This window comes from Sandaracinomonas limnophila, assembly GCF_004005965.1.
In the GTDB taxonomy this organism is placed as follows: Bacteria; Bacteroidota; Bacteroidia; order Cytophagales; family Spirosomataceae; genus Sandaracinomonas; species Sandaracinomonas limnophila.
In genome coordinates this window covers 462,685-486,739 of sequence record NZ_SACY01000003.1, presented here as the reverse complement: position 1 = coordinate 486,739, position 24,055 = coordinate 462,685, and the positions used below count along the sequence as shown (strand labels likewise).

22 protein-coding genes and 1 riboswitch are annotated in these 24,055 nt (G+C 35.4%); of the genes, 9 read left to right on the top strand and 13 right to left on the bottom strand.

Annotated elements, in window-relative coordinates; all coding sequences use genetic code 11:
• The first annotated feature begins 33 nt into the window (after positions 1–33).
• A complete protein-coding gene (locus tag EOJ36_RS08280; RefSeq protein ID WP_127804237.1) occupies positions 34–3,363 on the top strand; it encodes a VCBS repeat-containing protein in 3,330 nt (1,109 codons plus the stop codon).
• Here EOJ36_RS08280 and EOJ36_RS08275 read toward each other — a convergent pair.
• Positions 3,360–5,654, bottom strand: a complete 2,295-nt coding sequence (locus EOJ36_RS08275) for a penicillin-binding protein 1A (protein WP_127804235.1) — start codon at positions 5,652–5,654, stop codon at positions 3,360–3,362. The two genes, EOJ36_RS08280 and EOJ36_RS08275, sit on opposite strands and share 4 nt — an antisense overlap.
• Before the next feature lies 1 nt (position 5,655).
• The gene (porW, locus tag EOJ36_RS08270; RefSeq protein ID WP_127804233.1) at positions 5,656–7,782 is read right to left on the bottom strand and encodes a type IX secretion system periplasmic lipoprotein PorW/SprE; all 2,127 of its coding nucleotides are present in this window, start codon (positions 7,780–7,782) and stop codon (positions 5,656–5,658) included.
• Between the two features lie 85 nt (positions 7,783–7,867).
• Here porW and EOJ36_RS08265 point away from each other — a divergent pair, with 85 nt between their 5' ends.
• The 5 genes from EOJ36_RS08265 to EOJ36_RS08245 are packed head-to-tail and all read left to right on the top strand — an operon-like array spanning position 7,868 to position 13,502.
• Positions 7,868–8,053 (top strand): AtpZ/AtpI family protein, encoded by a 186-nt coding sequence (locus EOJ36_RS08265; protein ID WP_127804231.1) that lies wholly within the window; start codon positions 7,868–7,870, stop codon positions 8,051–8,053.
• A 55-nt stretch (positions 8,054–8,108) separates the two neighbouring features.
• Entirely contained in the window at positions 8,109–9,977 is a 1,869-nt protein-coding gene (locus EOJ36_RS08260; protein ID WP_127804229.1) for a peptidoglycan D,D-transpeptidase FtsI family protein, read from the top strand.
• Positions 9,964–11,238, top strand: coding sequence for a rod shape-determining protein RodA (rodA, locus tag EOJ36_RS08255; RefSeq protein WP_127804227.1), 1,275 nt, complete (start codon positions 9,964–9,966; stop codon positions 11,236–11,238). Before EOJ36_RS08260 ends, rodA begins: the two co-directional genes overlap by 14 nt.
• Before the next feature lie 9 nt (positions 11,239–11,247).
• On the top strand, positions 11,248–12,480 hold the full coding sequence (locus EOJ36_RS08250; RefSeq protein WP_127804225.1) for an MFS transporter: 1,233 nt from the start codon (positions 11,248–11,250) through the stop codon (positions 12,478–12,480).
• Positions 12,480–13,502, top strand: coding sequence for a hypothetical protein (locus EOJ36_RS08245; protein WP_127804223.1), 1,023 nt, complete (start codon positions 12,480–12,482; stop codon positions 13,500–13,502). Before EOJ36_RS08250 ends, EOJ36_RS08245 begins: the two co-directional genes overlap by 1 nt.
• On the opposite strand, the gene EOJ36_RS08240 is transcribed toward EOJ36_RS08245, so the two are convergent.
• The 9 genes from EOJ36_RS08240 to EOJ36_RS08200 form a co-directional block, all read right to left on the bottom strand.
• A complete protein-coding gene (locus EOJ36_RS08240) occupies positions 13,499–13,879 on the bottom strand; it encodes a DUF423 domain-containing protein (RefSeq protein WP_127804221.1) in 381 nt (126 codons plus the stop codon). The two genes, EOJ36_RS08245 and EOJ36_RS08240, sit on opposite strands and share 4 nt — an antisense overlap.
• 34 nt (positions 13,880–13,913) lie before the next feature.
• Positions 13,914–14,450 carry an ATP synthase F1 subunit delta gene (atpH, locus tag EOJ36_RS08235; RefSeq protein WP_127804220.1) on the bottom strand — a complete coding sequence of 179 codons (537 nt, stop codon included), beginning with the start codon at positions 14,448–14,450 and terminating at the stop codon, positions 13,914–13,916.
• 24 nt (positions 14,451–14,474) lie between these two features.
• Positions 14,475–14,966, bottom strand: a complete 492-nt coding sequence (gene atpF / locus EOJ36_RS08230) for a F0F1 ATP synthase subunit B (protein WP_127804219.1) — start codon at positions 14,964–14,966, stop codon at positions 14,475–14,477.
• A gap of 126 nt (positions 14,967–15,092) precedes the next feature.
• The gene (gene atpE, locus EOJ36_RS08225; protein ID WP_127804218.1) at positions 15,093–15,338 is read right to left on the bottom strand and encodes an ATP synthase F0 subunit C; all 246 of its coding nucleotides are present in this window, start codon (positions 15,336–15,338) and stop codon (positions 15,093–15,095) included.
• 39 nt (positions 15,339–15,377) lie between these two features.
• Positions 15,378–16,496 carry a F0F1 ATP synthase subunit A gene (gene atpB / locus EOJ36_RS08220; RefSeq protein WP_238944442.1) on the bottom strand — a complete coding sequence of 373 codons (1,119 nt, stop codon included), beginning with the start codon at positions 16,494–16,496 and terminating at the stop codon, positions 15,378–15,380.
• 94 nt (positions 16,497–16,590) lie between these two features.
• Positions 16,591–16,947 (bottom strand): hypothetical protein, encoded by a 357-nt coding sequence (locus EOJ36_RS08215; RefSeq protein WP_127804217.1) that lies wholly within the window; start codon positions 16,945–16,947, stop codon positions 16,591–16,593.
• A gap of 1 nt (position 16,948) precedes the next feature.
• The gene (locus tag EOJ36_RS08210; protein WP_127804215.1) at positions 16,949–18,025 is read right to left on the bottom strand and encodes a homoserine O-acetyltransferase family protein; all 1,077 of its coding nucleotides are present in this window, start codon (positions 18,023–18,025) and stop codon (positions 16,949–16,951) included.
• An 8-nt stretch (positions 18,026–18,033) separates the two neighbouring features.
• Positions 18,034–18,149: riboswitch (SAM riboswitch) on the bottom strand.
• Positions 18,150–18,202: 53 nt separating this feature from the next.
• Positions 18,203–19,000 (bottom strand): SDR family NAD(P)-dependent oxidoreductase, encoded by a 798-nt coding sequence (locus EOJ36_RS08205; RefSeq protein ID WP_127804213.1) that lies wholly within the window; start codon positions 18,998–19,000, stop codon positions 18,203–18,205.
• A 48-nt stretch (positions 19,001–19,048) separates the two neighbouring features.
• Positions 19,049–20,233, bottom strand: a complete 1,185-nt coding sequence (locus EOJ36_RS08200; protein ID WP_127804211.1) for an MFS transporter — start codon at positions 20,231–20,233, stop codon at positions 19,049–19,051.
• A 120-nt stretch (positions 20,234–20,353) separates the two neighbouring features.
• Between EOJ36_RS08200 and EOJ36_RS08195 the strand changes: the two genes are divergently transcribed.
• Complete coding sequence (locus EOJ36_RS08195) at positions 20,354–20,824, top strand: DUF3592 domain-containing protein (RefSeq protein ID WP_127804209.1); 471 nt, start codon at positions 20,354–20,356, stop codon at positions 20,822–20,824.
• Positions 20,825–20,891: 67 nt separating this feature from the next.
• Positions 20,892–21,719: an inositol oxygenase family protein gene (locus EOJ36_RS08190; RefSeq protein ID WP_127804207.1), complete on the top strand. Its 828-nt coding sequence runs from the start codon at positions 20,892–20,894 to the stop codon at positions 21,717–21,719.
• Position 21,720: 1 nt separating this feature from the next.
• Here the strand turns inward: EOJ36_RS08190 and EOJ36_RS08185 are convergent, their stop codons facing one another.
• Together EOJ36_RS08185 and EOJ36_RS08180 are read right to left on the bottom strand one after the other, a co-directional pair.
• The gene (locus EOJ36_RS08185; RefSeq protein ID WP_127804205.1) at positions 21,721–22,254 is read right to left on the bottom strand and encodes a nuclear transport factor 2 family protein; all 534 of its coding nucleotides are present in this window, start codon (positions 22,252–22,254) and stop codon (positions 21,721–21,723) included.
• A 10-nt stretch (positions 22,255–22,264) separates the two neighbouring features.
• Complete coding sequence (locus EOJ36_RS08180; protein WP_164847873.1) at positions 22,265–23,485, bottom strand: serine hydrolase domain-containing protein; 1,221 nt, start codon at positions 23,483–23,485, stop codon at positions 22,265–22,267.
• Positions 23,486–23,569: 84 nt separating this feature from the next.
• On the opposite strand from EOJ36_RS08180, the gene yidD reads away from it, so the two are divergent.
• Positions 23,570–23,779 carry a membrane protein insertion efficiency factor YidD gene (yidD, locus tag EOJ36_RS08175; RefSeq protein ID WP_127804201.1) on the top strand — a complete coding sequence of 70 codons (210 nt, stop codon included), beginning with the start codon at positions 23,570–23,572 and terminating at the stop codon, positions 23,777–23,779.
• The last annotated feature ends 276 nt before the right edge of the window (positions 23,780–24,055 follow it).

Below are 24,055 nucleotides of genomic sequence, written 5' to 3'. Positions count from 1 at the left end.
GCGTTTTTCAGCAGAATTATATACATACTATTTATGAAAAAGTACACCTGGTTTTTTGCAATTCTTGCAATGTTTTATTTGTCCTCTTGTGGGGATAAAAAAACCTTTGAATTATTAGATGCTTCGCACACAGGAATAAGCTTTTCAAATGATGTAAAGGATAATGATACCTTGAATATACTTACGCAAGAGTACTTGTACAATGGTGGAGGTGTTGGTATGGGGGATTTTAATCAAGATGGTTTACAGGATTTATTTTTTGCTGGAAATATTGTTGAATCCAAATTGTATATAAATAAAGGTGAACTAAAGTTTGAGGATGTAACTCCCAAGGCTGGATTAGATACTAAAAAACGTTGGTGTTCTGGAGTAAGTGTGGTGGATATTAATGCCGATGGTTTGTTGGATATCTATGTGTCTGTTACCATGAAAACTGCAGATACGGACCGTGAAAATTTGTTGTTCGTTAATCAAGGTATAACCAATGGTGTCCCAACTTTTAAAGAAATGGCCAAAGAATATGGGGTAAATGACAATGGTTTTTCTCAACATGCTGTTTTCTTTGACTATGACAAAGATGGCGATTTGGATTTATATGTATTGACAGATAAAATTGATGATTCTCCTGCCATTTATCGACCAAAAGTAACCGATGGTTCTTATCCAAATACAGATAGACTTTACAAAAATGAATATTCTGAAACCTTGAAACATCCTGTTTTTAAGAATGTTTCTAAAGAAGCAGGCATTACAATTGAAGGCTTTGGCTTAGGGATAGCAATTTGTGATATCAATCGTGATAATTGGCCAGATATTTATGTGACGAATGATTATGTATCCGATGATTTATTGTACATCAATAATCAAGATGGGACCTTTACCGATCAAGCAAAAAAATATTTCAAGCATACGAGCCAAGCTGCGATGGGAAATGAAGTCAATGACATTAACAACGATGGCTTAGCAGATTTTGTGATTTTAGATATGTTGCCTAAAAACAATGAGCGTAAAAAGCAGTTTTTACCAGCAAATAATTATCAAAATTATGTAAACTCGAATAACATGAATTATACTTACCAATTCATGCGTAATACCATGCAATTGAATCCTGGTGTGTATGATAAAGACCATGTGAAGCAATTTAGTGAAGTTGGATTGTTAGCAGGGATGGCAGAAACCGAGTGGAGTTGGTGTCCGTCTGTGACCGATTTTGACAATGATGGTTATCGGGATTTACTAATAACCAATGGATTCCCCAAAGATGTAACAGATCGTGATTTTATGATGTATCATGCTGAGTCAGGTTTATTGGCAACCCAAGATATGTTGTTAGATCAAATTCCAGTGATTAAGGTGGTAAATTATGCCTTTAAAAATAAGGGGAATTTAAAGTTTGAGGATGTTTCGAAAGAATGGGGATTTGATATTCCTTCTTTTTCAAACGGTGCTGCTTATGGCGATTTAGACAATGATGGCGATTTAGATTATGTGGTAAATAACATCAATGACCAAGCTTTTGTGTATAAAAATAACAGTATCGAAAATAGCCCCAATGAAAGTCATTATTTACGGTTAAAAGTAAAATCTGCTAAAGGAACACCAGCTGAAGCTGCCCTAATGTGTAAAATTGAAGGTAAATATGATAATGGTGAATACTTTTATTACGAATATTCGCCTTATAGAGGTTATTTGTCGAGTGTTGATCCAATTTGTCATATCGGTTTGGGCAAAAGCAGGAAAATAAAAGAATTACGGATTTTATGGCCAAATGATAAAATGCAAGTCATTACTAATCCGGGAATAGATAAGGTAGTAGAAATAAAACAAGCTGATGCAAGTTTAGCATATGAGTCAATTTTACATCCTGAAAAGCCTTATTTTGCAGATGCTTCTTCCGTTATTTTGGACCATGCGCAGCATCAAGAATTTGATTTTGTAGATTTCAATTTCCAGAATTTAATGCCTCATAAATTATCTGAATTGGGGCCATGTCTTACACAAGGTGATGTGAATGGTGATGGTCGAATCGACTTTTTTATGGGAGGTGCTAAATTTACATCTGGTGCATTTTACATCCAACAAGCAGATGGTACTTACAAAGCTAGACCCTTGGAAAAAGAATTTACTATGATGAAAAAAATGGGGGAAGATTTGGGGGTTTTGTTAGTTGATTTTGATAAAGACAATGATTTGGACTTATATATTTGTCGTGGTGGCAATGAAAATAAAGCGAATGATCCAGCCTTACAAGATGTGATATATCAGAATGATGGGAAGGGGAATTTTATATTGATACCAACAGCCTTACCAAATTTCTTTGAAAGTAATTCAGTTGTTAAGTCTATTGATTTTGACCATGATGGGGATTTGGATCTGTTTGTAGGTGGTCGAAATATTCCTTTCCAATATCCTAAGGCCACAAATTCTCGACTTTTTGAAAATGTTTCTAAATCGGGACAAATTCAGTTTAAGGATGTAACTTCTTCAAAAGCTCCTGAATTATTAAATCTAGGTTTAATTTGTGATGCTGTTGTTGCAGATGTAGATGGAGATAAGTGGGAAGATTTGATAATTGCTGGAGAATATACTCCCGTGCAAGTTTATAAAAACTCAAAGGGAAAATTTGCTCAACAAAAAGAAACGGGAATTGAAAAAATATTAGGGCTTTGGACTTCAGTTCAAGCTGCAGATTTGGATAAGGATGGTGATGTAGATTTTGTTGCAGGGAATATGGGAGAAAATACCCTTTTGCAAGCCTCATCAGATCATCCAGTGGATGTAGTTCATGGTGATCTAGATGGTAACGGAATCTATGATGTATTTCCATTTGTTCATTTTGTAAATGAAAAAGGTGCATTTGATTCTTATCCACTTCATGGGAAAGATGATGTAAATAAGATGTTGATTACCACTAAAAAACGTTGGGTGTATTTTAAAGAATATGGAAAGTCGACGCAAGAAACCTTTTTTACTGAGGAGGAAAAGAAAAAATCAACTAAGTCATCTTTCAATTTAAACTCATCAGTTTGGATTGAAAATGTAGGTGGGGGTAAATTTAAAATACACGAACTTCCGGTAGAAGCACAATTCTCATGTATCAATGCAATTCAAATAGCAGATGTGAACAAGGATAAGAATTTAGACATCATTTTTGTGGGTAACAATTATGGCAATGAAGTATTTATTGGCCGTTATGATGCTTCAAATGGTGGTGTTTTACTTGGGAATGGAAAGGGTGGATTTAAGTTCTACCGCGATTCAGGCTTCGAAGTTCCAGCAGATGCTAAGTCTTTGATTAGAATTCAAAATCAATTTATTGCTGGACAAAATAGAGGTCCTCTAAAAGTGTTTAAATTACTTTAATTGCTTGCTGTTGAATCGGGGGGTGCTGTTCCGCAGGAGAAATCGAATTGAAGATTTTCAGGCTTTAGGAATGGCATCTTTCGATAACCCTCAATGGATAAGCTTGGATCTGCATAAACCTTTTCCATAAATTTTGCGTAGGCCGGCATAGCCATTTTTGCTCCTTGACCTAAGGCCAAGGATCTGAAGTGGATGCTTCGATCATCTCCACCTACCCATACTCCTGCAACCAATTTTTGGGTTACTCCCATAAACCAACCATCTGAAAAGTTGGAAGTAGTACCTGTTTTGGCACCTATTTCATTCCCTGCAACAATTGAAGTTCGTTTAAGACCTTCCGCAGTACCAAGAGGTTCATCCACTGCACCACGTAACATATAGGTCATTAAATAGGCAGTTTCGGGTTTTATTGCGGCTTTGGCCGATGATGAATATTCTTTTAAAACATTACCTACTTTATCTGTAATTTTTAAAATCATAATCGGTTCATTTCGTTCTCCCAAATTAGCTAAAGTACTGTAGGCTGAAACTTGTTCATACACACTTACTTCAGAGGCACCAAGGCAAAGGGCTGGGCCTTCATATAAAGGGCTCTCAATCCCACATTTATGAGCAAAGTCTGCAATTTTGCTGGGCCCTAGGGCTTTCATTAATTTAGCGGAAACAGTATTGATAGAAAGTGCCATTGCACGTCTCAAAGGGAGATTCTCATAAGAATATTTCCCATCGGAATTTTGTGGTGTCCAAGTGCCACCAGTTAAGCCGTCTTCCTCACCAAAGGTTACGGGTTCGTCTATGATTTTATCACAAGGAGTAGCTACTTCGTTTTCAATAGCCGCACCGTAAACAAAGGGTTTAAAGGTTGAACCAGGTTGGCGCTTACTTTGAGTGATATGGTCAAATTTGAAGTATTTGTAATTGATTCCACCGATATAGGCTTTGATGTGTCCATTTGTTGGATCCATCGCCATCATTCCACAATTCAGGATACGTTTGTAGTAGTTTAAGGAATCCATGGGACTCATCAAGGTATCTATATCTCCATTATAGGAAAATACCGACATTTTAATTTTGCGGTTCAATTCCTCCCAAACTTTGAATTCATCATTCGAATAGGTTTCCATCAATTCGCGGTAACGAGGGGTGCGTTTCATGGCATCTCGAAGAAATCCCTTCATCTCCTTCATTTCTTCATTTACCCAAGGATTTCTACCTCTCCAATGGTCATAAAAGAGCTTTTGCTCTGCCTGCATGTGTTCCCAAACTGCATCTTGGGCATATTTTTGCATGCGAGAATCGATGGTCGTATGAATTCTCAGTCCTGATGTATAAAGGTTTAGTTGTTCCTCCTCAGGTCTAGATTCATTGATTTCTTTTAAAGCAGCTAATACCTCTTTCCGGATAGCTTCTCTGAAATAAGGTGCAGTGCCTGTATTTTGATTTTCTACTTTAAAATGGAGGTTCAAAGGTGATTCCTGCATTTTGCTTGCATCATCTTCAGTTATATAATCGTACTTTGCTAGCTGACCAATAACGGTATTTCGACGCGCTAAAGTTTTTTCCGGACGAAGTCGAGGATCATATAACGATGGATTTTGTAATAAACCAATTAGGGTTGCTGCCTCTGAAAGACTAACTGTTTTTACATCTTTTTGAAAATAAGTTTTGCATGCTACCTGAATGCCGTATGCATTGTTTCCAAAGCTTACTTCGTTTAGGTACATGGCCATAATCTCTTGTTTGGTGTACCTGCGCTCCAATTTGATGGCCAAAATCCATTCCTTTATTTTAGCAATTGCTGTTTTTAATCCACCCACCTTCATGAGAAGCCCCATGTAAATAGGATCTTCTTCCCCATATTCTAAAGTTCGCGTATTGAAAAGATTTTTGGCTAATTGTTGAGAAATGGTACTACCTCCTCCAGAACTTCCTAATGTGAAAACAACTCGTAACATAGACCTAAAATCAATGCCTGAGTGGGTTGTGAATCGAGCATCCTCTGTGGCCATTAAGGTATTAATGATGGCAGGAGATAATTCTTCAAATTCTACTGGATTTCTATTTTCTCTAAAATATTTACCAATTTCTTGTCCGTCTTCTGAGATGATTAGGGAAGCTTCCTGACTTTTTGGATTTTCCAGTTCTTGCAAGCTTGGCATTCCACCAAAGAGCCAGAAAAAATTATAATTTACGGCCGTTATAAACAAAACAGCACCCAAAAAAAGGGCGATAAATGATTTGTAAAAAAACTTTATCAATTTTTGATACTTCCCGGCTTCAAAAGTGATCATTTTATCTGTTTTTGATTGTTTTTAATCGGGCTTCAGCCTCTGCTTTTAACTTACTTTTTGGGAAACTTTGGACAATCAAATTTAAGAAATTTTCATAAGCTGAAAAATCTTTTAAAGCTCCTTTGTTTAAGGCCTTTAAAAATACGATTTTGTCCTCTAAATGGCTTCCTGGATATTGATTATCTAAATTTATACATATTCTAAATGACTCTTCAAACTGCCCTTCTTTGAATAAATTAAATGCTTTCTCATATAATTTCTGGGCTTCCAATTCTTTGTTGTCGCTTAAAGTTCCGGTTTCATTCTTAATGAGTAAGGTTTTGAAATGCGATTCAGGGTATTTTTCAATCAAAGCTTTTTTGAAAACTTCCCTTTCCTTTGGCTCATTGACTTCACTTAAATACAATAAATAAAGTGCCTCAGCTTCAAATTCTGTTTGTGGGAATCTTTTAAGTAATACCTGCAGTTGTTCTTTTGCCAAGGTATTATCTTCTAAATCAAATTTGGCAAATTTGCCCGATTCAAAGATTGACTTTTCAATTTTCTTTTGAGTTAAGGCTATTTCTTTTGGAGTCCGAGGTATACTTTCTAACCAAATTGTAGAAGAATCTTTTACCGACTCCTTACTTTGATTTTTATTTGTAATGGCTAAAGCATTATTTGGTAAGGCAGTATTGGGGCCTATGGTAGAACTGGTTTCAGAAGTATTTATAATATTATTTTTAGTTTTTCGATTCCAGAAATCTTCCAAAATTCTTGAACCGTATTTTCCAATAAATTCTTGTTCTCCTCTAAGTCTTACTAGGTCATTGTAGAAGTAAAATGATTGCTGCTCTGGAGTGCTTTGTCTTCGAACAAAATTTATTTGAGGGATTTCAATTTTTTTAATGCTATTTACTCGGCTTGAATCATTTTTTTGGATTTTTGAAGCAATCGCTTTGGTGTAAATTTGCATCAATTCTGCATCACTTTTGGTAGAAAGTGTTAATAAGGAATCGTTTAAATGGACTTCATCAAGCAGGCCACCAAATTTTTTCCATTTGTCGGAACTTGTTTTTATTTCTTGGTATTCTGGATGTGAGTTATTCAAATAAACCATTGCCGAATCATAAAAAATGGTTGCTTCTTTGGGTTTTCTAAATTGTTTGGCGAATAAATGTCCTAATTGAAGAAAAAGTTCTCCTTTTTGGTCGGCATTTTTAGCACCTAATTCCCAGTAGTATTTGGCTTGGTTAAAATCATTTTTTTGGTAATAAATTTGACCTAAGGCAACATATAAAAATGGCTTATACTCCTCATTTTTGCCCTCTTTGAGCATTTTTAAGATTTCAGCTTCATTGTCTTTAATTTGGTAGATAGCTAGTTTGGCTTGAAAAGCTAAGTCGTAATTTGATTTATTTTCACTAACACGTTGGAAATAGGTAATTGCTTGCGCTTCTCTATTTTGAAGAAAATTTACTTGACCCAAAATGTACAGTATTCTTGCCTTTTCTGAGGTATTATTGATTAAAGGTAAGGCTTCCTCCAGAAGGGCAATCATTTGCAAAGGCTCTTGTTTTTTTTGAGAATACCAGGCTTTTAACAGGTAAAAATCTTTTTTTTGGGCTTTATTTAAATCAAAACTTAAAAGAAATTCATTTACTCGATCGGCTTCCTGAAATTCATTCGTTTGTATATAAACCTTAAACAAATCTAATAAGGATGTTATTTGTCGCGTTTCATCTGGGTCAATTGAATTTACATATTTGAAGGTTTCAATCGCATTTTTCCAATCTGCTTGGTAAACCCGACCCTTTCCAATCATTAAATAGGCATCGTCTATAAAATGCGAATTTTGATGCCGGTCTATCACCAATGAGGCTTTTTTAATAATTTTATCTACATCTGATTTATAATTCGCGGCTAATTGAGTGGGTGGAAAATAGAAAATGGGTAATAGGTTACGGTAATTTTCTTTCTGGTCCTCTTGAATTTTTTTGATTAATTCTTTCTCAACACGTTCAGCTTGCCATAAAGCATTGTATTTGGCATTGATATTATGAAATGCAACAGAAGCGGGTTTTTTACTAAACTGTGAACAGGAAGCTAAAGTGGCCAATAAAAAAATATAGGTTAGGAACCTCCTCATGCGGTTTTCGATAATTTTTCAAATTTACAAGATTTTATAACGAAATTCAGATAATTTTAGCATATTTCGTGTAAATTTTCTGACAATGAATCCCTATCAAAAATATGTTGGTGCTGCCTTTCAAATGTTGATGACCATTTTGGTGGGAGTTTGGTTGGGTAGATATTTAGATGCTTATTTTCTAACGAGTAAACCTTGGTTTACCTTAGGATTTTCTTTGGGATTCATTTGTGTTGCTATGATAGCATTGATTAAAAGTTTGCCAAAATAATTCCCCAAATTCCGCTAAAATATGTTTAAATTGCTATAATTTTCATTAATTCTTGATGTTTAGCGGTAGAAACCGAATCATTTTTTTCTTTTTTCTTTGCATAGCCTTAGCTTTCCTTGGGAAGTTATTGTTTTTGCAGGTATTTGACGACTCCTACATGAAGGCGGCAGATAATAACGCTATTCGAAAAATAATTCAAATCCCTTTCCGAGGAGAAATTTATGACCGGAAGCATAAGTTGGTAGTTTACAATACACCAATCTATGATTTATATGTGACGCCCAAAAAGGCATTTGTTCGTGATACTTTAAAGTTTTGCAGTTTATTTGGGATAGATAAAACCTATTTCTTAAAGCAAATGAAAAGAGCTAAGGCATATAGTAAATTAAAGCCCTTTCTTTTTCTGCGCAATTTATCAAAAGAAGATTTTGCTCGTGCCCAAGATGCAATGATTGATTTTGAAGGATTTTCTTTCGTAACAAATTCTTATAGAACCTATCAATCAAAAGCCTTCTCAAATGCTCTCGGATATGTAGCTGAAATTTCTCCCAATCGACTTTTGGAGCAAAAGGATGACTATTATCGCCAGGGGGATTTGGTTGGAGTTAGTGGTTTAGAATCTTTTTACGAAGAGGCTTTGCGTGGACAACGCGGAATTAAATATCGGATGGTTAATAGTAATGGGGTGGAAAAAGGGGTTTTTAAAAATGGTGAATTGGACGTTAATCCCATTGCCGGACAAAATTTATACACTACAATTGATATCAAATTGCAAGAATATGCTGATAGTTTGATGCAGCACAAAGTAGGTTCAGTGGTAGCCATTGAACCTTCAACTGGGGAGGTTTTAGCAATGGTTTCAGCGCCATCTTATGATCCAAGTTTGCTAGCTGGTAGAAATTTTTCTAAATATTATGGCAAATTGGCCATGGATCCAATGAAACCGTTGATCAATCGGCCTCCTTCAGCATATTATAGACCTGGTTCCACTTTTAAATTGGTGCAGGCATTGGTTGGTCAACAATTGGGAATCATCAATGCTGGGTCCGTATTTACGCATGCAGGTGCCCCTGTCAAATGTCACAGCCACAATACCTCTCACAATGATTTGCACAATGCTATTCAGTGGTCTTGTAATCCTTATTTTTATCACGCATTTCGAAAAATTTTATATGATGGGACTAGTGGAAATACCTTTGAGCGTTCAGCGCAAGGTTTGAAAAGATGGGAAGAATTGGCGGCAAATTTTGGTTTTGGTAGAAAGTTGGGTGTCGATTTAGGTAATGAAAAGAAAGGCAATTTGCCTAATGTTGATTATTACAACCGGATTTATAAAGGAGAAAATACATGGAAGTTTTCTAACATTTATTCCTTAAGTATTGGAGAAGGGGAGTTGGTAGTAAGTCCTTTGAAAATGGCAAATTTGGCTGCAATTATTGCCAATCGTGGATGGTACATTCCTCCGCATTTGGTAAAAGGAGTTGGTGAGAAACATACAATTGACCCTTATTATAAAACATCTATTCCTGTAGGGGTTGATTCAAAATATTTTGGTGTAGTTATAGCTGGAATGCGTGATGCAGTTTTACATGGAACTGTTGGATCAGAGGGTCGAATTCCTGACATTGTGATGTGCGGAAAAACAGGTACATCGCAAAATCAAAAAGGGAAAGACCATTCCATTTTTATTGCATTTGCCCCTATGGATAATCCCAAAATTGCTATTGCTGTATTTGTTGAAAATGCCGGATTTGGTGGATTTGCAGCAGCGCCAATTGCCTCCTTGGTAGTTGAGAAATATTTAAAAGGAAAAGTAGATCGTAAGGCAATTGAGACCAAATTTTTGAACATGAGTTATATGTCAAATGTAATTTCTGCCAATTATAAAGTTAAAAAAGATACAGCAAAAAATGAAAAACGGTAAACTCGACTGGTTGGCGGTTTCTTTGTATTTCCTGTTTGTTGTAATGGGCTGGATGAATATTTATTCAGCAGTCTATAATCCGGAAGCTCCTCTTTGGATTTTTGATCCATTATTTTACGAAACCAATGCTGGAAAACAATTGATTTGGTTGGGGACAAGTATGGTGTTGATTATTTTTATTTTAGCTATTGATTTTCGATTTTTCGAGAGTTTTGCCCCACTCATTTATGGCGCATTTATCCTCTTGTTGATAGCCGTACCCTTTTTAGGAGTGACCATCAATGGCTCACATTCTTGGTTTAAAATTGGTGGAATTACGATTCAACCTGCTGAGTTTGCAAAAACAGCCACTGCACTTTTATTAGCGAAGTACCTCAATGATCCACAGGTTAATTTAACCAAATTCAAATTTCAATATACCTCAGCAGGGATTATTGCCCTTCCCATGTTATTGATAATTGCTTCCAATGAAACAGGTTCTGCCTTGGTATTTGCTTCCTTTTTGATTTTGTTGTACCGTGAAGGATTACCCGGTAGGTATCCAGGATTATTGCTTTCAGTGATCACCATTTTGGTTTTGGCTCTGATGGTTAAACCATTGAATATATTCATTGTTTTACTAGTTGTAGCTATTATTATTGCTCTTTCCTTGCCAATTTATTTGCAAAGGATGTATCAAACCTATTTGAAATTGGCGATGGGGATTGCATGTATCATGGCCATTACTTCAACAGTAGATTTTTTAGTAAATAATGTGTTAAAGGAGCATCAAAGGAATAGAATAAAGGTCTTATTGGATCCTGAATTTGATCCTCGTGGACTGGGATATCAATTAACTCAATCTAAAATCGCCATTGGGTCAGGTGGATTTTTTGGAAAGGGGTATCTGCAAGGAACTCAAACTAAATTTGATTTTGTACCTGAACAAAGTACAGATTTTATTTTTTGTACCATTGGTGAGGAGCAAGGCTTTTTCGGAGTATTGGTAGTCATTGGACTTTTTGTGCTGTTTCTGTGGCGCTTAATGTATTTAGCGGATCAACAACGATCCAGATTTGCCAGGGCTTATGGATATGGAGTGGTGGGAATTATCTTTTTTCATTTTTTAGTCAATATAGGTATGACCATCGGATTAATGCCCATAATGGGTATTCCACTTCCCTTTTTTAGTTACGGAGGCTCATCGCTTTGGTCTTTTACTATTTTATTGTTTATCTTTCTGAAATTAGATGCACATCGTTCCGATATGTTGTCAAGATAAATTAAACCTATGAATACAGATAAAATTTCTTCCAAAGCAAAATTGCTCATTGCTGTAGCCTCCCTCGGCTATTTCGTAGATGTGTATGACTTAATTTTATTTACAGTTGTTAGAAATCCCAGTTTAAAAAGTTTAGGATTTGACGAAAACCAAACCCTAAATGCCGGTTTGAATTTAATGAACATTCAAATGGGGGGCATGTTGCTAGGAGGTATTTTGTGGGGAATATTTGGTGATAAAAAAGGAAGAAAATCTGTTTTGTTTGGATCAATCTTGATGTATTCCCTAGCAAATGTTCTCAATGGTTTTGTTACAGATATCAATCAATACAGTATTTTAAGATTTATTGCAGGAATTGGTCTCGCAGGAGAATTAGGTGCAGGAGTTACCCTGGTTAATGAAAGTTTGCCTACCTCAAAACGTGGAATTGGAACATTGTTTATTGCTGGAGTAGGAGCTGCTGGTGCTATTTTTGCTCCTATTGTTGCGAATTTAAGTATGGATCCCGAATGGTGGAGAACCTGCTATTTTATCGGTGGTGGAATGGGATTAGCCCTGCTTTTATTACGTTTAGGTACTTTTGAATCCAATTTGTATAATGAAATGGATAAAGGAATATCAAAGGGCAATTTCTTTCAATTATTCAGTAACAAGGAAATCTTTTTAAGGTATTTGTATTGTATTTTAATGGGTGTTCCCATTTGGTACATCATTGGAATTTTAGCTTTTTCTTCACCCGAAATCACTCAATTGATTGGGATTGATGGCAAAATAACTGGAGGTGATGCTGTGATGTATTGTTATTTGGGATTATCCATTGGCGATTTTGCCTCGGGTTATTTCAGTCAATTATTGAAAAGTAGAATCAAAGTGATGAATTATTTCATTTTTGTTTCTATCCTAATAATGGTTAGTTATTTGTTTTTATTAAAAGACATTGATACTGTTACGGCAAAAGTGATTATTACTGCTTTGGGATTTTTTGGAGGATATTGGGCAGTTTTTGTTACCTCCGCTTCTGAGCAATTTGGAACAAATTTGCGGTCAACCGTTACCACAACTGTTCCTAATTTTGTTCGTGGGGCATTGATACCCATAAGTTTATTTTTTAAATTTTTAATTCCGTCTGTTGGACTTTTAAATAGTGCAGCCATTGTGGGTGTTATTTGTTTTACATTTGCGCTTTTTGCACTTTCTCAATTGAAGGATACGTTTCATAAAAACCTCGATTTTGTTGAATAATGGCTTTAATCTCAAAGAAAAAAGAGCTCTATCGGATCAATAATCAATTGCGGAAATATTTAATTAAATATAACCGTGAATACCCGATGACTATTTCTTATGAGGATTTACATCGGTATGAAAATGCTATTAATTTGTACGACAAAAACGGAAAGGATACACTTTGGCAAACAGTCTATTATTCTCCAAATGATCAGCAAGAGGTTTATGAGGCCTTGAAAAGAATTTATGCAGATTTGAAGACGGATGGAAACGAAGATGTAATCAAACACCTTGTCATTGATCGCGTCGATTTTTGTACTTATGGCAACACCTTCCCATTTCGTGTTCGAATAGTTAATGAGGTAAACGACAATTTCGATTATTTTTATATTAAACAAGCAGACGCAAGCAGGGTATATGGCTTGGAATTGGAACATATTTTGTCACCCAATCGTATCAATTATGTGACTTACGGGAATACACTTGTTGAAGAACACATTGCGGGGGTACCCGGTGATGTATTTTTAAACCAAGAGGATCTAGAAAGTATAGAGGCCCCCATCCGATTGGCAAAAGAGTTTGTGAAGTTTAATGAGCGTTGTTTGGTCCAGTTATTGGGCGATATGCACAGCGCCAATTATGTAATTATTACAACGCCAGATTTTGAAGAAATCTATTACAGAATTCGACCTATCGATTTTGATCAGCAATGTTATGAGGGCAAAAAATCCGTTTATTTACCTCAATATTTCAAACAGAATAATCCCTTAATTGATTTGGGAATGAAATACATGACTTCAGAGTCTATGCATCAATACCAAATTGAAGAGCGGTCAATGATAGCAAGTCGATTGAAATCTGAAAGTCAGCGGGTATATGACCTAATGGAAGTGATGGCAAAAGATGAAATTGCACCTTTTGAAAATGTAAAACAGTTGCGAAAGGAGTTGTCAAATCATTACAAAGACAATCGATTTTTACAATGCGAGACAATGGGACAAATTGTTTGGCATAGTTTGGAATTAGTACGTAAACACTAATTTTTTGATGCTAACCAAGCTGCGTAGGCCATGAAAGAAAAGCCTAAAATATAGGATAAACCACCAATTGGAGCAATTGCTCCCCAAAAGGTTTGGCCAGTTAAACAAATTAAATACAATGATGCTGGGAAAATTATACTTCCTGCAATCAATAATCTACTTCCTCTTCTGATAATTTTATTGCTCATTTGATTTTGCCAAATGCCTACCAAAATAAGAGCAAATGCTCCATACATTTGATATTTAGCAGCAGTTTCAAAAGTATCTATTCGGTTTGCTGCTAATAGGAAATCGTGAAAACTGTGTGCACCAAATGCCCCTAAAGCAACTGATAAGGCTGCTTGAATAAAACCAACGATTAGATTTGTGTTTTTCATAGAATAAAAAAGCCTTGCATTGCAAGGCTTTTTGTTAGGATGCTAATGAAACTTTTAAGTCGTTCAGTTTTCTTCTGATGGAGTCATCAATTTGCTTATCCCCAACGCGAAGAATATAACCACCAATTAGGCTTGAATCAACTTTTTCAATTAATTCAACCTCCTTACCGGTATGTTTTTTTACAATTTCAGTAAAGTTTTTCTTTTGGTCAGCCGTTAATGCTGTAGAAGAAATAACTTCAGCCTTTTGAATTCCTTTGTGTTCTGAATAAAGGTTAACAAATTGCTTTGCAATAGCAGGAAGAAAAGATTCACGATTTTTTTTCGTGATAATTTCAAAAATGCTAAATGAAATTGGATTAAATGCTTTTTTGAAAAGTTTAGTCAAGATGGCCAATTTATCTGTATGTTTGATAATTGGACTCTTCATTGCTAAAACTAATTCTTGGCTTGCATCACAAGATTCTACAAAATCTAACATGTCTTTATAAACGTCTTTAACTGCCTTTTTTTCTACAGCTAAGTCTAATAAAGATTTTGCGTATCTGTTTGCTACTATTAATTCAGACATTTGTCAAAAATTTACTAATTCAAATTATAAAGAAACTTCTTTCATCCACTCAGAAACTAATTTTTCTTGAGCGTCTTTATCTTTTAATTGGCTTTTCAATACTTTTTCAGCCAAATCTAAAGAAAGAACTGCCGCTTCTTTGCGAATAGATGCTACAGCTGCATTTTTCTCTTGTTCAAAAGCAGTACGTGCTTTTTCAATTTCAGCATTAGCTGCGTTTTGTGCATCGTTTTTTGCTTGTGCAATCATTGCATCAGCTGCTTCTTTTGCTTGTTTGATTAATGCATCTCTTTCTTGGCGAGCCTCTGCTATTAATTGATCGTTTCCAGCTTTTAAATCAGCCATCTCTTTTCGAGTAGTTTCTGCTAATTTGATTGCTTCATCAATAGATGCTTCACGCTCATTTAAAGAGTTTACAATTGGTTTCCAAGCAAATTTGCTCAAAAGGAAAAACAAAAGTCCGAAGATAATAAGTTGCCAAAAAATCAGACCAAATTCAGGAGTAATTAAACCCATAATATTATTTTTTTATTTTATTCTTACTTGTAAAAATTGTGATTATGTTACCTATTGTTTCATAATCACAATTTTATTTTTTTTGACTTTAATCCAAAGCTAGCCTTTGGGAAGTCTGTTGTTGGATTACTTTAAAGTTACCAACAAACAAATTACTGCTGCGAAAAGAGCAACCGCTTCAACGAAAGCAGCTACGATCAACATCGCACCTTGGATTTTTCCAGCAGCTTCTGGTTGACGAGCGATACCTTCCATAGCAGAAGCACCGATGTTACCGATACCTAAACCTGCTGCGATAGCTGCTAAACCAGCACCGATACCTGCCAAACCTGTTCCAATAGAAACTTCCAATAAAACTGATAATAAAGACATAATAATTAAATTAAGTTATGAATAAAAAATAAATACAAATTAATGATGATGCTCCTCAATAGCTGCACCAATGTATGTTGACACTAACATGGTGAAAATAAATGCTTGAATGAAGGCAACAATAAGCTCAATTACGTTCATAAATAAGGAGAATGGCACTACGGCAAATCCTAAAAATGCGCTCTTAAATATAAAAATTAAAGAAACTAAGCTCAATAAAATAATGTGTCCAGAAGTTAAATTGGCAAACAAACGAACCATCAATGAGAATGGCTTCATGAAAATACCAATAATTTCAACGGGAGTCAAAATAACTAACATCCATTTTGGTACACCTGGCATTGCAAAAATGTGCGTCCAATAGGTTGATTTTCCATTAAAGTTTGTAACAAAAAATGCAATCACAGCTAAAACCATAGTGATAGCAATGTTACCTGTTACGTTTGCCCCACCTGGAATCAAACCTAACATATTATTGAACCAGATAAAGAAAAATATGGTCAACAAATACGGCATAAAACGCTTATAATGTTTTTTGCCAATGTTATTAATAGCAATCTCATCCCTTACGAATAAAATAATTGGCTCAAATAAAGACTGAATTCCTTTAGGTGCACGGTGTGGGTTTTCAGCATATCTTCTTCCAATACCAATGAAAATTGTCAACAATAAAATTGCTGAAATTAACATGGAGGCAACGTTTTTAGTGATGGAAATGTCCCAAACTTTTTCACCGTTTTCAGCATGAATTTTTCCATGTTCTAATACGAAGCCGTTGTAAGGCACTTCCTCGTGATGCTCATTCTGGAAGTTTGAAGACATGAAAACATTCAATCCTTTAGATTCCGTGTAAACAATTACTGGAAGTGGAATGGTGGCGTGAAAATGGCCTAATGTAAACAAATGCCAATCGTGCTCATCCGCAATATGATGTAAAATCAATTTACCTGCATCAAATTTTTCCTCTGCGCCAGCCTCTGCTTTTGCCTCTCCATGTTGGGTAGAGTCGGCAACAACCTCATGGCCTTCTGTAGTAGCTGTGGCAGAAGCATGATCTTCTTGCGCATATCCATGAAAGCTCAAGAAAGAAATTAATACTCCAAGCAGAATATTTGAAAAATACATTTTTGGGTTGAAAACCTTAGCCAAATTGCTCATTCGTACTTTTTTTTACTTATTTAATTTGATTTTGCTAACACGTTGATTAGCTGATGGTTAAATTGTCAATTTTGAAAAAAGTCTTCCTTGACAATTAAAATCGTCGCAATTTACGAAGCAATCCACTTATTTCAAAATAAGTACTAAATAAATAGAGTACAAAAAAGTCGATTATAAATAAGTAGATATTTTCAATTTTTAAATAGGCATAAAATCCTACAAAAATTAAACTACATAAAAATCGAATTCCTTGTGTCGCCATGTGAAAGGGGACAAGTTTTTCTCTGTCCTTTTCCATGCCAAAGCCATGAAGTAAATGTGAGAGATAGCCTAAAAAGGTAAAAAATGCCCAAATGATCAGAATTTCTCCATGTATCCATTCAGGTCTAAGGTTTTTAATTGCAAAAACCAATAGCAATAAACCACCATAGGATAGGATTAGTCGTGCCATTTTATACCATTTCTAGTTTTTTGAAGAATGCTTCCATCGGATTAATCTCCAATCGAATCAATTTTTGCCATAATCTTATCGCCTTGGTCATCAAACTGTTTTCAATCAAAAATCCATCATGTCCATATAGTGAATCTATGATCTGAAATGATGCTCCTGGAATATGTTTCGCTAAAAATTCTTGTTCATTGATAGGGAAAAGTGCATCCGATTTGATGCCAATAACTAGAGTTTTTGCCTTAATTTGTTTTAATGCTGCAATCACCCCACCTCGGTTTCTGCCTACGTCTTGACTATCCATCATTTGAGATAATCTATAGTAGGAATAGGCATTGAATCGTTGTGCTAATTTTTCACCTTGATATCTTTGATAGGAAATGGCTCTTAATTGATTGCCTAGGGCATTTTCCCCTCTATTTTGTGTGATATGATAGGTTTCGTAATTTCTATAAGATATTAATGCGGTAGCTCTTGCTACCTTCATTCCTTCTAATCCTGCTTTTGGATTGGATTCCTTCCAAGTAGGATCGATTTCAATAGCCATTCGTTGGGACTCATTAAAAGCAATACCCCATGGAGAAAAAACAGCATCTGTGGCTACTAATATCAATTGTTCAAAAATATTTGGATGAGAAATGCTCCATTCAACTGCCTGTTGTCCACCCAAAGAACCGCCAATGCAAATTTTAATTTTTTGAATCCCTAAATGCTTTCTTAATAAATCCAGCGAACTAACCACATCTCGAATAGTTACCTCTGGAAAATCGTGAAAATAGGGTTTGTTTGTTTTTGGATTATTCGATAATGGACCTGTTGTGCCATAATGAGAGCCCAAAATATTTGCGCAAACGATGAAATGATTTTCCGGATTGAATAATTTTCCTGTTCCAACCAAGCCCTGCCACCAATCTGCTACATCTTGACTACCCGTAAATGCATGACAAATCCAAACGACATTGTCTTTTTTCTCATTCAATTTACCAATTGTTTGATAGGCAATTTGTAATTCAGGAAGACTTCCACCTAATTCTAGAGGAAATGAATGTGTATAATGAAATGTTTGAAAATTAACCTGCATACAAGAAAGGTTTATATTTCCCTCAACATTTTGTTGGGGTAGGATGTAGCACCTTAATGATAGCTTCGTCATTTGGTTGCCAGAAGTTCGCCGAGCCTAGTCTCTCCCTTCTTCTTTATAAATCAATGCAAGCGTTCATTGACTCGCTGCAAAGGTACGTCAACAATATTTTTTTTCCTATGAATTATGTACTTTTCTTAAAACAAAGGGAAGTAATTTTGGGAAAAATCGATGGATAAATAGACCCAACTTTTCTTTCTTACCAGCAATTATTTTTTCATTTAAACCCGCCGAAACAGCTTTTTTTATTTCTTCAGCCGTCCAATTTACATCCAAGCCTTTGGCTTGATTTGGATCCATTTTACCATATTTACCACCAGTGGCATCCATTGCGGCGATGGAAATATTTGTTTTGATATAACCTGGCAAAATTGTGCAAACTCTGATGCCCAAGGGGTACATTTCTGCTCTTAATGCATCGAAAAATCCAATTATTGCGTGTTTGCTTGCCGCATAAGCACCTCTTCTAGGAGTTGAAATTCGTCCAGCCACGGAGGCTATGGGCACAAAAGTACCAAAACCTTGTTTCTGAAAAACGGGGATTAATTTTTGAACCAAATGAACGATGGAGAAGAAGTTAATCTCAAAAAGTTTTCGATAAACAGAAAAATCGGTGTCTAAAATACTTGAGCGCTGACTTACTCCAGCATTCAAATAAACCAAATCTATTTGATCAAATTCTTTTCCGATAATTTCTAGGGCAGTGGAATGATATTCCAAATCTACCATATCGAAGGGTAAGACCAATACCTTGTTTTGAGAAGTTCTGCAAAGTTCTGCCACACGGTTCAATTCTTCCTCTCTACGGGCCGACAAAATCAAATTGGCATTTTCTCTGGCATAGGCATAGGCCAATGCTTCTCCAATTCCTGATGACGCGCCGGTGATCCAAACTGTGTTTTTTTTAATTGTCAATTGTTAATTGTTAATTGTTAATTGTTAATGTTTATCTGGCTCACTTGCTCACTTGCTCACTGGCTCACTAAAAAAACTTATAAAAAGTACTAATACCACTCCGGCAATAGCCGCCGGTACCATCCATACTGCTTGCCAATCGTGAACGCCGTTTACGGTGTACTTGTCTAATATTACACCAGAAATTTTAGAACCAATTCCCATACCAATGCCGTAAGTTGCAAAAGTTATAAGTCCTTGGGCAGAATTTTTGATTTTTTCACCAGCCTGTTTGTCGGTATAGATTTGTCCTGTTACAAAAAAGAAATCATAGCAGACTCCATGAAGGATTATACCTAAAAATAAAATCCATTCAGAACTAATACCATCTCCGTAGCCAAAGCATAAAAAGCGTACAATCCAAGCGATTAGGCCAACAATTAACATTTTCTTAACTCCTAGTTTGCTAAAGGCAAGTGGAATTAATAACATAAAAACTACCTCAGACACTTGCCCAAGTGACATTTTGTTTTCTACATTGCTCATGTGCGACTCCGTTAATGATGGGTTCGCCAATGCATAATAAAAGGAAAGAGGTATGCAAATTAAAATAGAGGATATGAAGAAAATGACGAATGATCTACTTTTAAATAAACTTAAAGCTTCAAGTCCCAATATTTGACTTACGCTTGCATTTGAATCTGCTTTGGGTGGTGTGTTTGGCAAAAAGAAGGCAAAAACACCTAAAAATAAGGAGGTAAACATGGAGATTTTAAAGATGCTCACCTCTCCACCAATGCCATAAAATCCTATAATATTCGTAACAACAATCCATGCAATAGTACCTGTAACTCTTATGCTAGGAAATTCCTTTTCAGGATTCGCCATTTGATTCATGGCAATGGAATTGGAAAGTGAAAGATTGGGGGCAAAGGTCAGTGTATAAGCCAATATATACCAAAAGAAATTCTCAGCGCTTGTATTTTGGGCTAAAAAATATAAAATGATAGCTCCTAAAATATTCAATACTCCCATCACTTTTTGAGCGGCAAAGAATCGATCTGCAATTAATCCAATAAAAAAAGGAGCTGCTATAGAGGCAATTGAAAAAGTTGTATAGGCCATCCCAACCTGATCACCAGTTGCATGTAAAGTTTCCAATAAATATTTACTCATTTGTCCATACCAGGAGCCCCAGGTAAAGAACATAAGAAACATCATAAACATTAATTGGATTTTGGTAGTAGTTTTCATTCGTTCTATAGATTTCCAAGCAATATATGAAAAATAATAAAATTATAGAAACCCTAAAAGTGGTTAAATCTTTCCTTTTTATCGAAAAAAATAAGTAAATTCAATTGTTAATCAAGCATCATGAATTTATATACTATTTTTTTATTATCGGGGAGGTCCTCCGGTAATACTTACGATACCGTGTTGGTTTTTAGTTCCTTTTTCATTGGGGTGTCATTAATCCTATTGGCCATTGGAATTATCTTATTTTACCAGCAAAAATATTTTATCACTCATTCAAAAATTACCACAGGAACCATTATAGATTGTAATAAAAGATATTCAAGAGATGATAATCAAGGTAGGTTTCCAACGTATTTTCCCATAGTTTCTTATGAGGTAAATGGAATAAATTATACAATTGAATCAGAAAAGGGGAAACCAGATGAACTCGAAATTGGTTCGGGAGTGATGGTGAGATATTTTGAAGAAAATCCGGCTCAGTCAAATTTGGTGATGGACAATAAACAAACATCTTCTGTGAGCGTATTTCTCATTTTAGGGATTTTAATGTTTTTAGCTTCTGTTTCTTTATTTTTTATGAATAAGTAAATAAGTACAAAAACATTCTTTTTTAATAAATTAAATTTAAATTTGTTTGAAAATTTAATCTATTGAAATGGAAACTTTAGCCAAAGAAAAATCTGAATTTCGTAATTACGAGCAAGGTGATATTACTGCTGCTGTAAAGGAGCATTACCGCAAAATGCGTTCTCGACAGACGTATGAGTATGTTCAACGAATGAAAAAGAAGTATTTGACTTTCGAACGACCGATGGATTTGTGGGATATGATGGAAAAGTTGAATTCTTTGGTGGATGTGAGTGATCCAGATTTAAATTTGCCAAATATCATTCATTTATTGCAAACTTCAGAAGGTATGCGCCGCGAGGGTCGTCCAGATTGGATGCAATTATGTGGATTGATTCATGATTTGGGAAAAGCAATGTATTTGTTCGGATCTGATGAAGACGGTACAAGCCAAGCAGAACAGTGGGGCCTAGTTGGTGATATCTTTGTAGTAGGGGCCAAATTGCCAGATTCATGTGTGTATCCAGAATTTAATGCCTTGAATCCAGATATGCAGGATCCTCGTTACAATACCGAATTAGGAGTTTATGAAGCAGGTTGTGGTTTAGATAATTTGGAATTGGCCTGGGGACATGACGAGTATTTATATCAGGTATTGAAAAATCATAAACAAAATACGATTCCTGAAGAAGGAATGGTGATGATTCGTTACCATTCATTCTATCCTTGGCACACAGGAGGGTCTTATCGTCAGTTTATGAATGCTGGTGATGAAAAATACTTGGAGTTGATCAAAGATTTTAATCAATATGATTTATACACGAAATCACCTGTAGTTCCGAATTATGAGGAATTGCGACCATATTACGAACCCATCGTAGAAAAATATTTAGGAAAAGGGCCTATCAACTGGTAGGCTACCAACCATCATCTTTTTTAGGTTTCACATTGGCTGTGCTAGGTTTTTTAGCAGCTGGTTTTGGAGTAGATTTTATAGCAGGGGAGGCGATTGCGCTTCCCTTTGTTTCTGTGGCTAAATCAACACGAGAAAAAACGCGTGCCACAATTTTCCATTGGTCATTGATTTTCAATAAACTCAATTGGTCTATGTATTTAAAATCCGAAAAGGCTAATTCAATACTTGCTGAAGCAGAAATCCCTGCATAGGAATAGGAATTTATTTTACCCGTTGCTTCTACACCGCCATTTGGAGTTTTTGCAATAAACGTTTTTACTGGGAAATCCTGAATTTTACCCGTATTGGTATTGAAAGTTTTTAAAACGGCAGTTGAATGAAATGCTTTATTTAATTTAGCTGTATCTCCCGTAGTAATTCCTTCTAGATAGTTATTTAAGGTAGTTTTTATTGCATTGTCTTCCGATTGTGCAACAGATGAGATGCTTATTCCAAGCATCAAAATCATTCCCAAAATGTATTGAATGTTTTTCATTTTTGTTGATTTAATTTCCTCCTTGAGTAAATTCTTGAGGCAGAGGTTCGCCTTTCATAAAAATAGAAGCCTTTTCTGGGTATAAAATAGATTGTACAATGTTAACTTTTGCCAAGCTATGTCCAGCCATATTTCCCAAAATTATTATAGCCGAATTATCCTTCGGATTATGTAAATAATAATTTTTAAATCCATGCCACCATCCTGTGTGATAGGTTAGCCATTCTCCATTTTCCAATTGGGTTAGTCTCCACCCGAAGCCATAGTTTTTTGGTAAAACTTTTGGTTCACGATGTTGAGGTGTAAAAGCTTCTTCTAATGTAGATCTTTTTACTAACTTTTCCTGGTTCAATGCCATATCCCAATGATGCATATCTTCAACGGTAGAATAGATGCCTTTATCTCCAGTAACACCATCCAAGTGATCGAATCCGGCAACGGCAGGTGCACCTCTCCTTGGAAGATACCCAATGGCTGCTGTTTTTAATTGTTCAGGATGTGCAGGATCATATATAAAAGAATGGGCCATTTCAGCAGGTTCAAAAATGTTTTCTTTAACGTATTGTCGAAAATTTTGACCCGTTAGTTTTTCTACAATAGCTGCAAGGTATAGGTAATTGGTATTGTTGTAGGCAAATTTTGCATTGGGGCGATAATCAATTCCAGGTTTAAATTTGGCAAACAAATCAACTACCATTTGATTGTTCAGAGGTAATTTTTTGTTGTAATATTTATCTAATGCATAGGCATAATTAGGTAAACCTGAGCGATGTGTTAATAGGGAACGAACAGTAATAACTGAATCGTATGGGAAATTAGGGATATATTTTTTAACTGGGTCATCGTAATTTAAAAGACCTTTTTCTTTTAATTGCATGACAGCAACGGCAGTAAACTGTTTAGAAACAGAGGCTAATTGAAAGTGGGTTTGTGCTTGCAAGGCAGTTTTGGTAAAGTAATTGGAGTATCCAAATGCTTTCTTATAAATTATTTTTCCGTATTGGGAAACCAGCACAGCGCCGTTGAAACCATAATTTTTATGTAATTTTTGGAAAAAAGTATCTAGTTTTATTGCTTTTTGTTGAGCCAATTGTGGATCAAAAAGCGAGGCTATAGAATCGTTTCTTTTTTCTGCCTCAGAGCTGCCTTCCCAGAAATGTCCTGATTGATGGGAGCAAGAAACGATTGTAATAAGAATTGCGAAAGGTAAAAGAAGAAGCGATTTTTTCAACCTCATATTAAAAATGGCATTAAAATAGTTTACTTTGTAACAAATATAATCATTACAAAAAGTAAAAACAATAGCAAAACGCAGATGAAATTCCTTGCATTGGGGCTAATTCGCCTCTATCAATTGTTTTTATCCCCCTTTTTACCCAATTCCTGTAGGTTTAATCCAACCTGTTCGGAGTATGGCGTTCAAGCCTTTCAAAAATACCCATTTTTCAAGGCCTTGAAATTGACTTTAAAGCGCATTTCGCGGTGTCATCCTTGGGGTGGATTTGGGGAAGATCCATTACCTTAACTTAGAGAAGTTCAATTTATTTTTAAGTTGTCAGACAGTTTAGCACAGTTATCTGATACAGAATAGCACAGTGCTAGTTGAAATAAAAATTGGATTATTCTAATAATTACTAAAATTTTGTTTTGTGGATAAAAACTTGATTTTTTTTCATTTTTTTTCAAATTTTTTTTTTATTGAAAAAATACAACGACTGTGAGAGCTTTAAATGGCCTTTTAATTGTTTTGTGGTTTGAAAAGTTGTTTAATTTATTCAAAAATGAATTTTTTAATAATTCC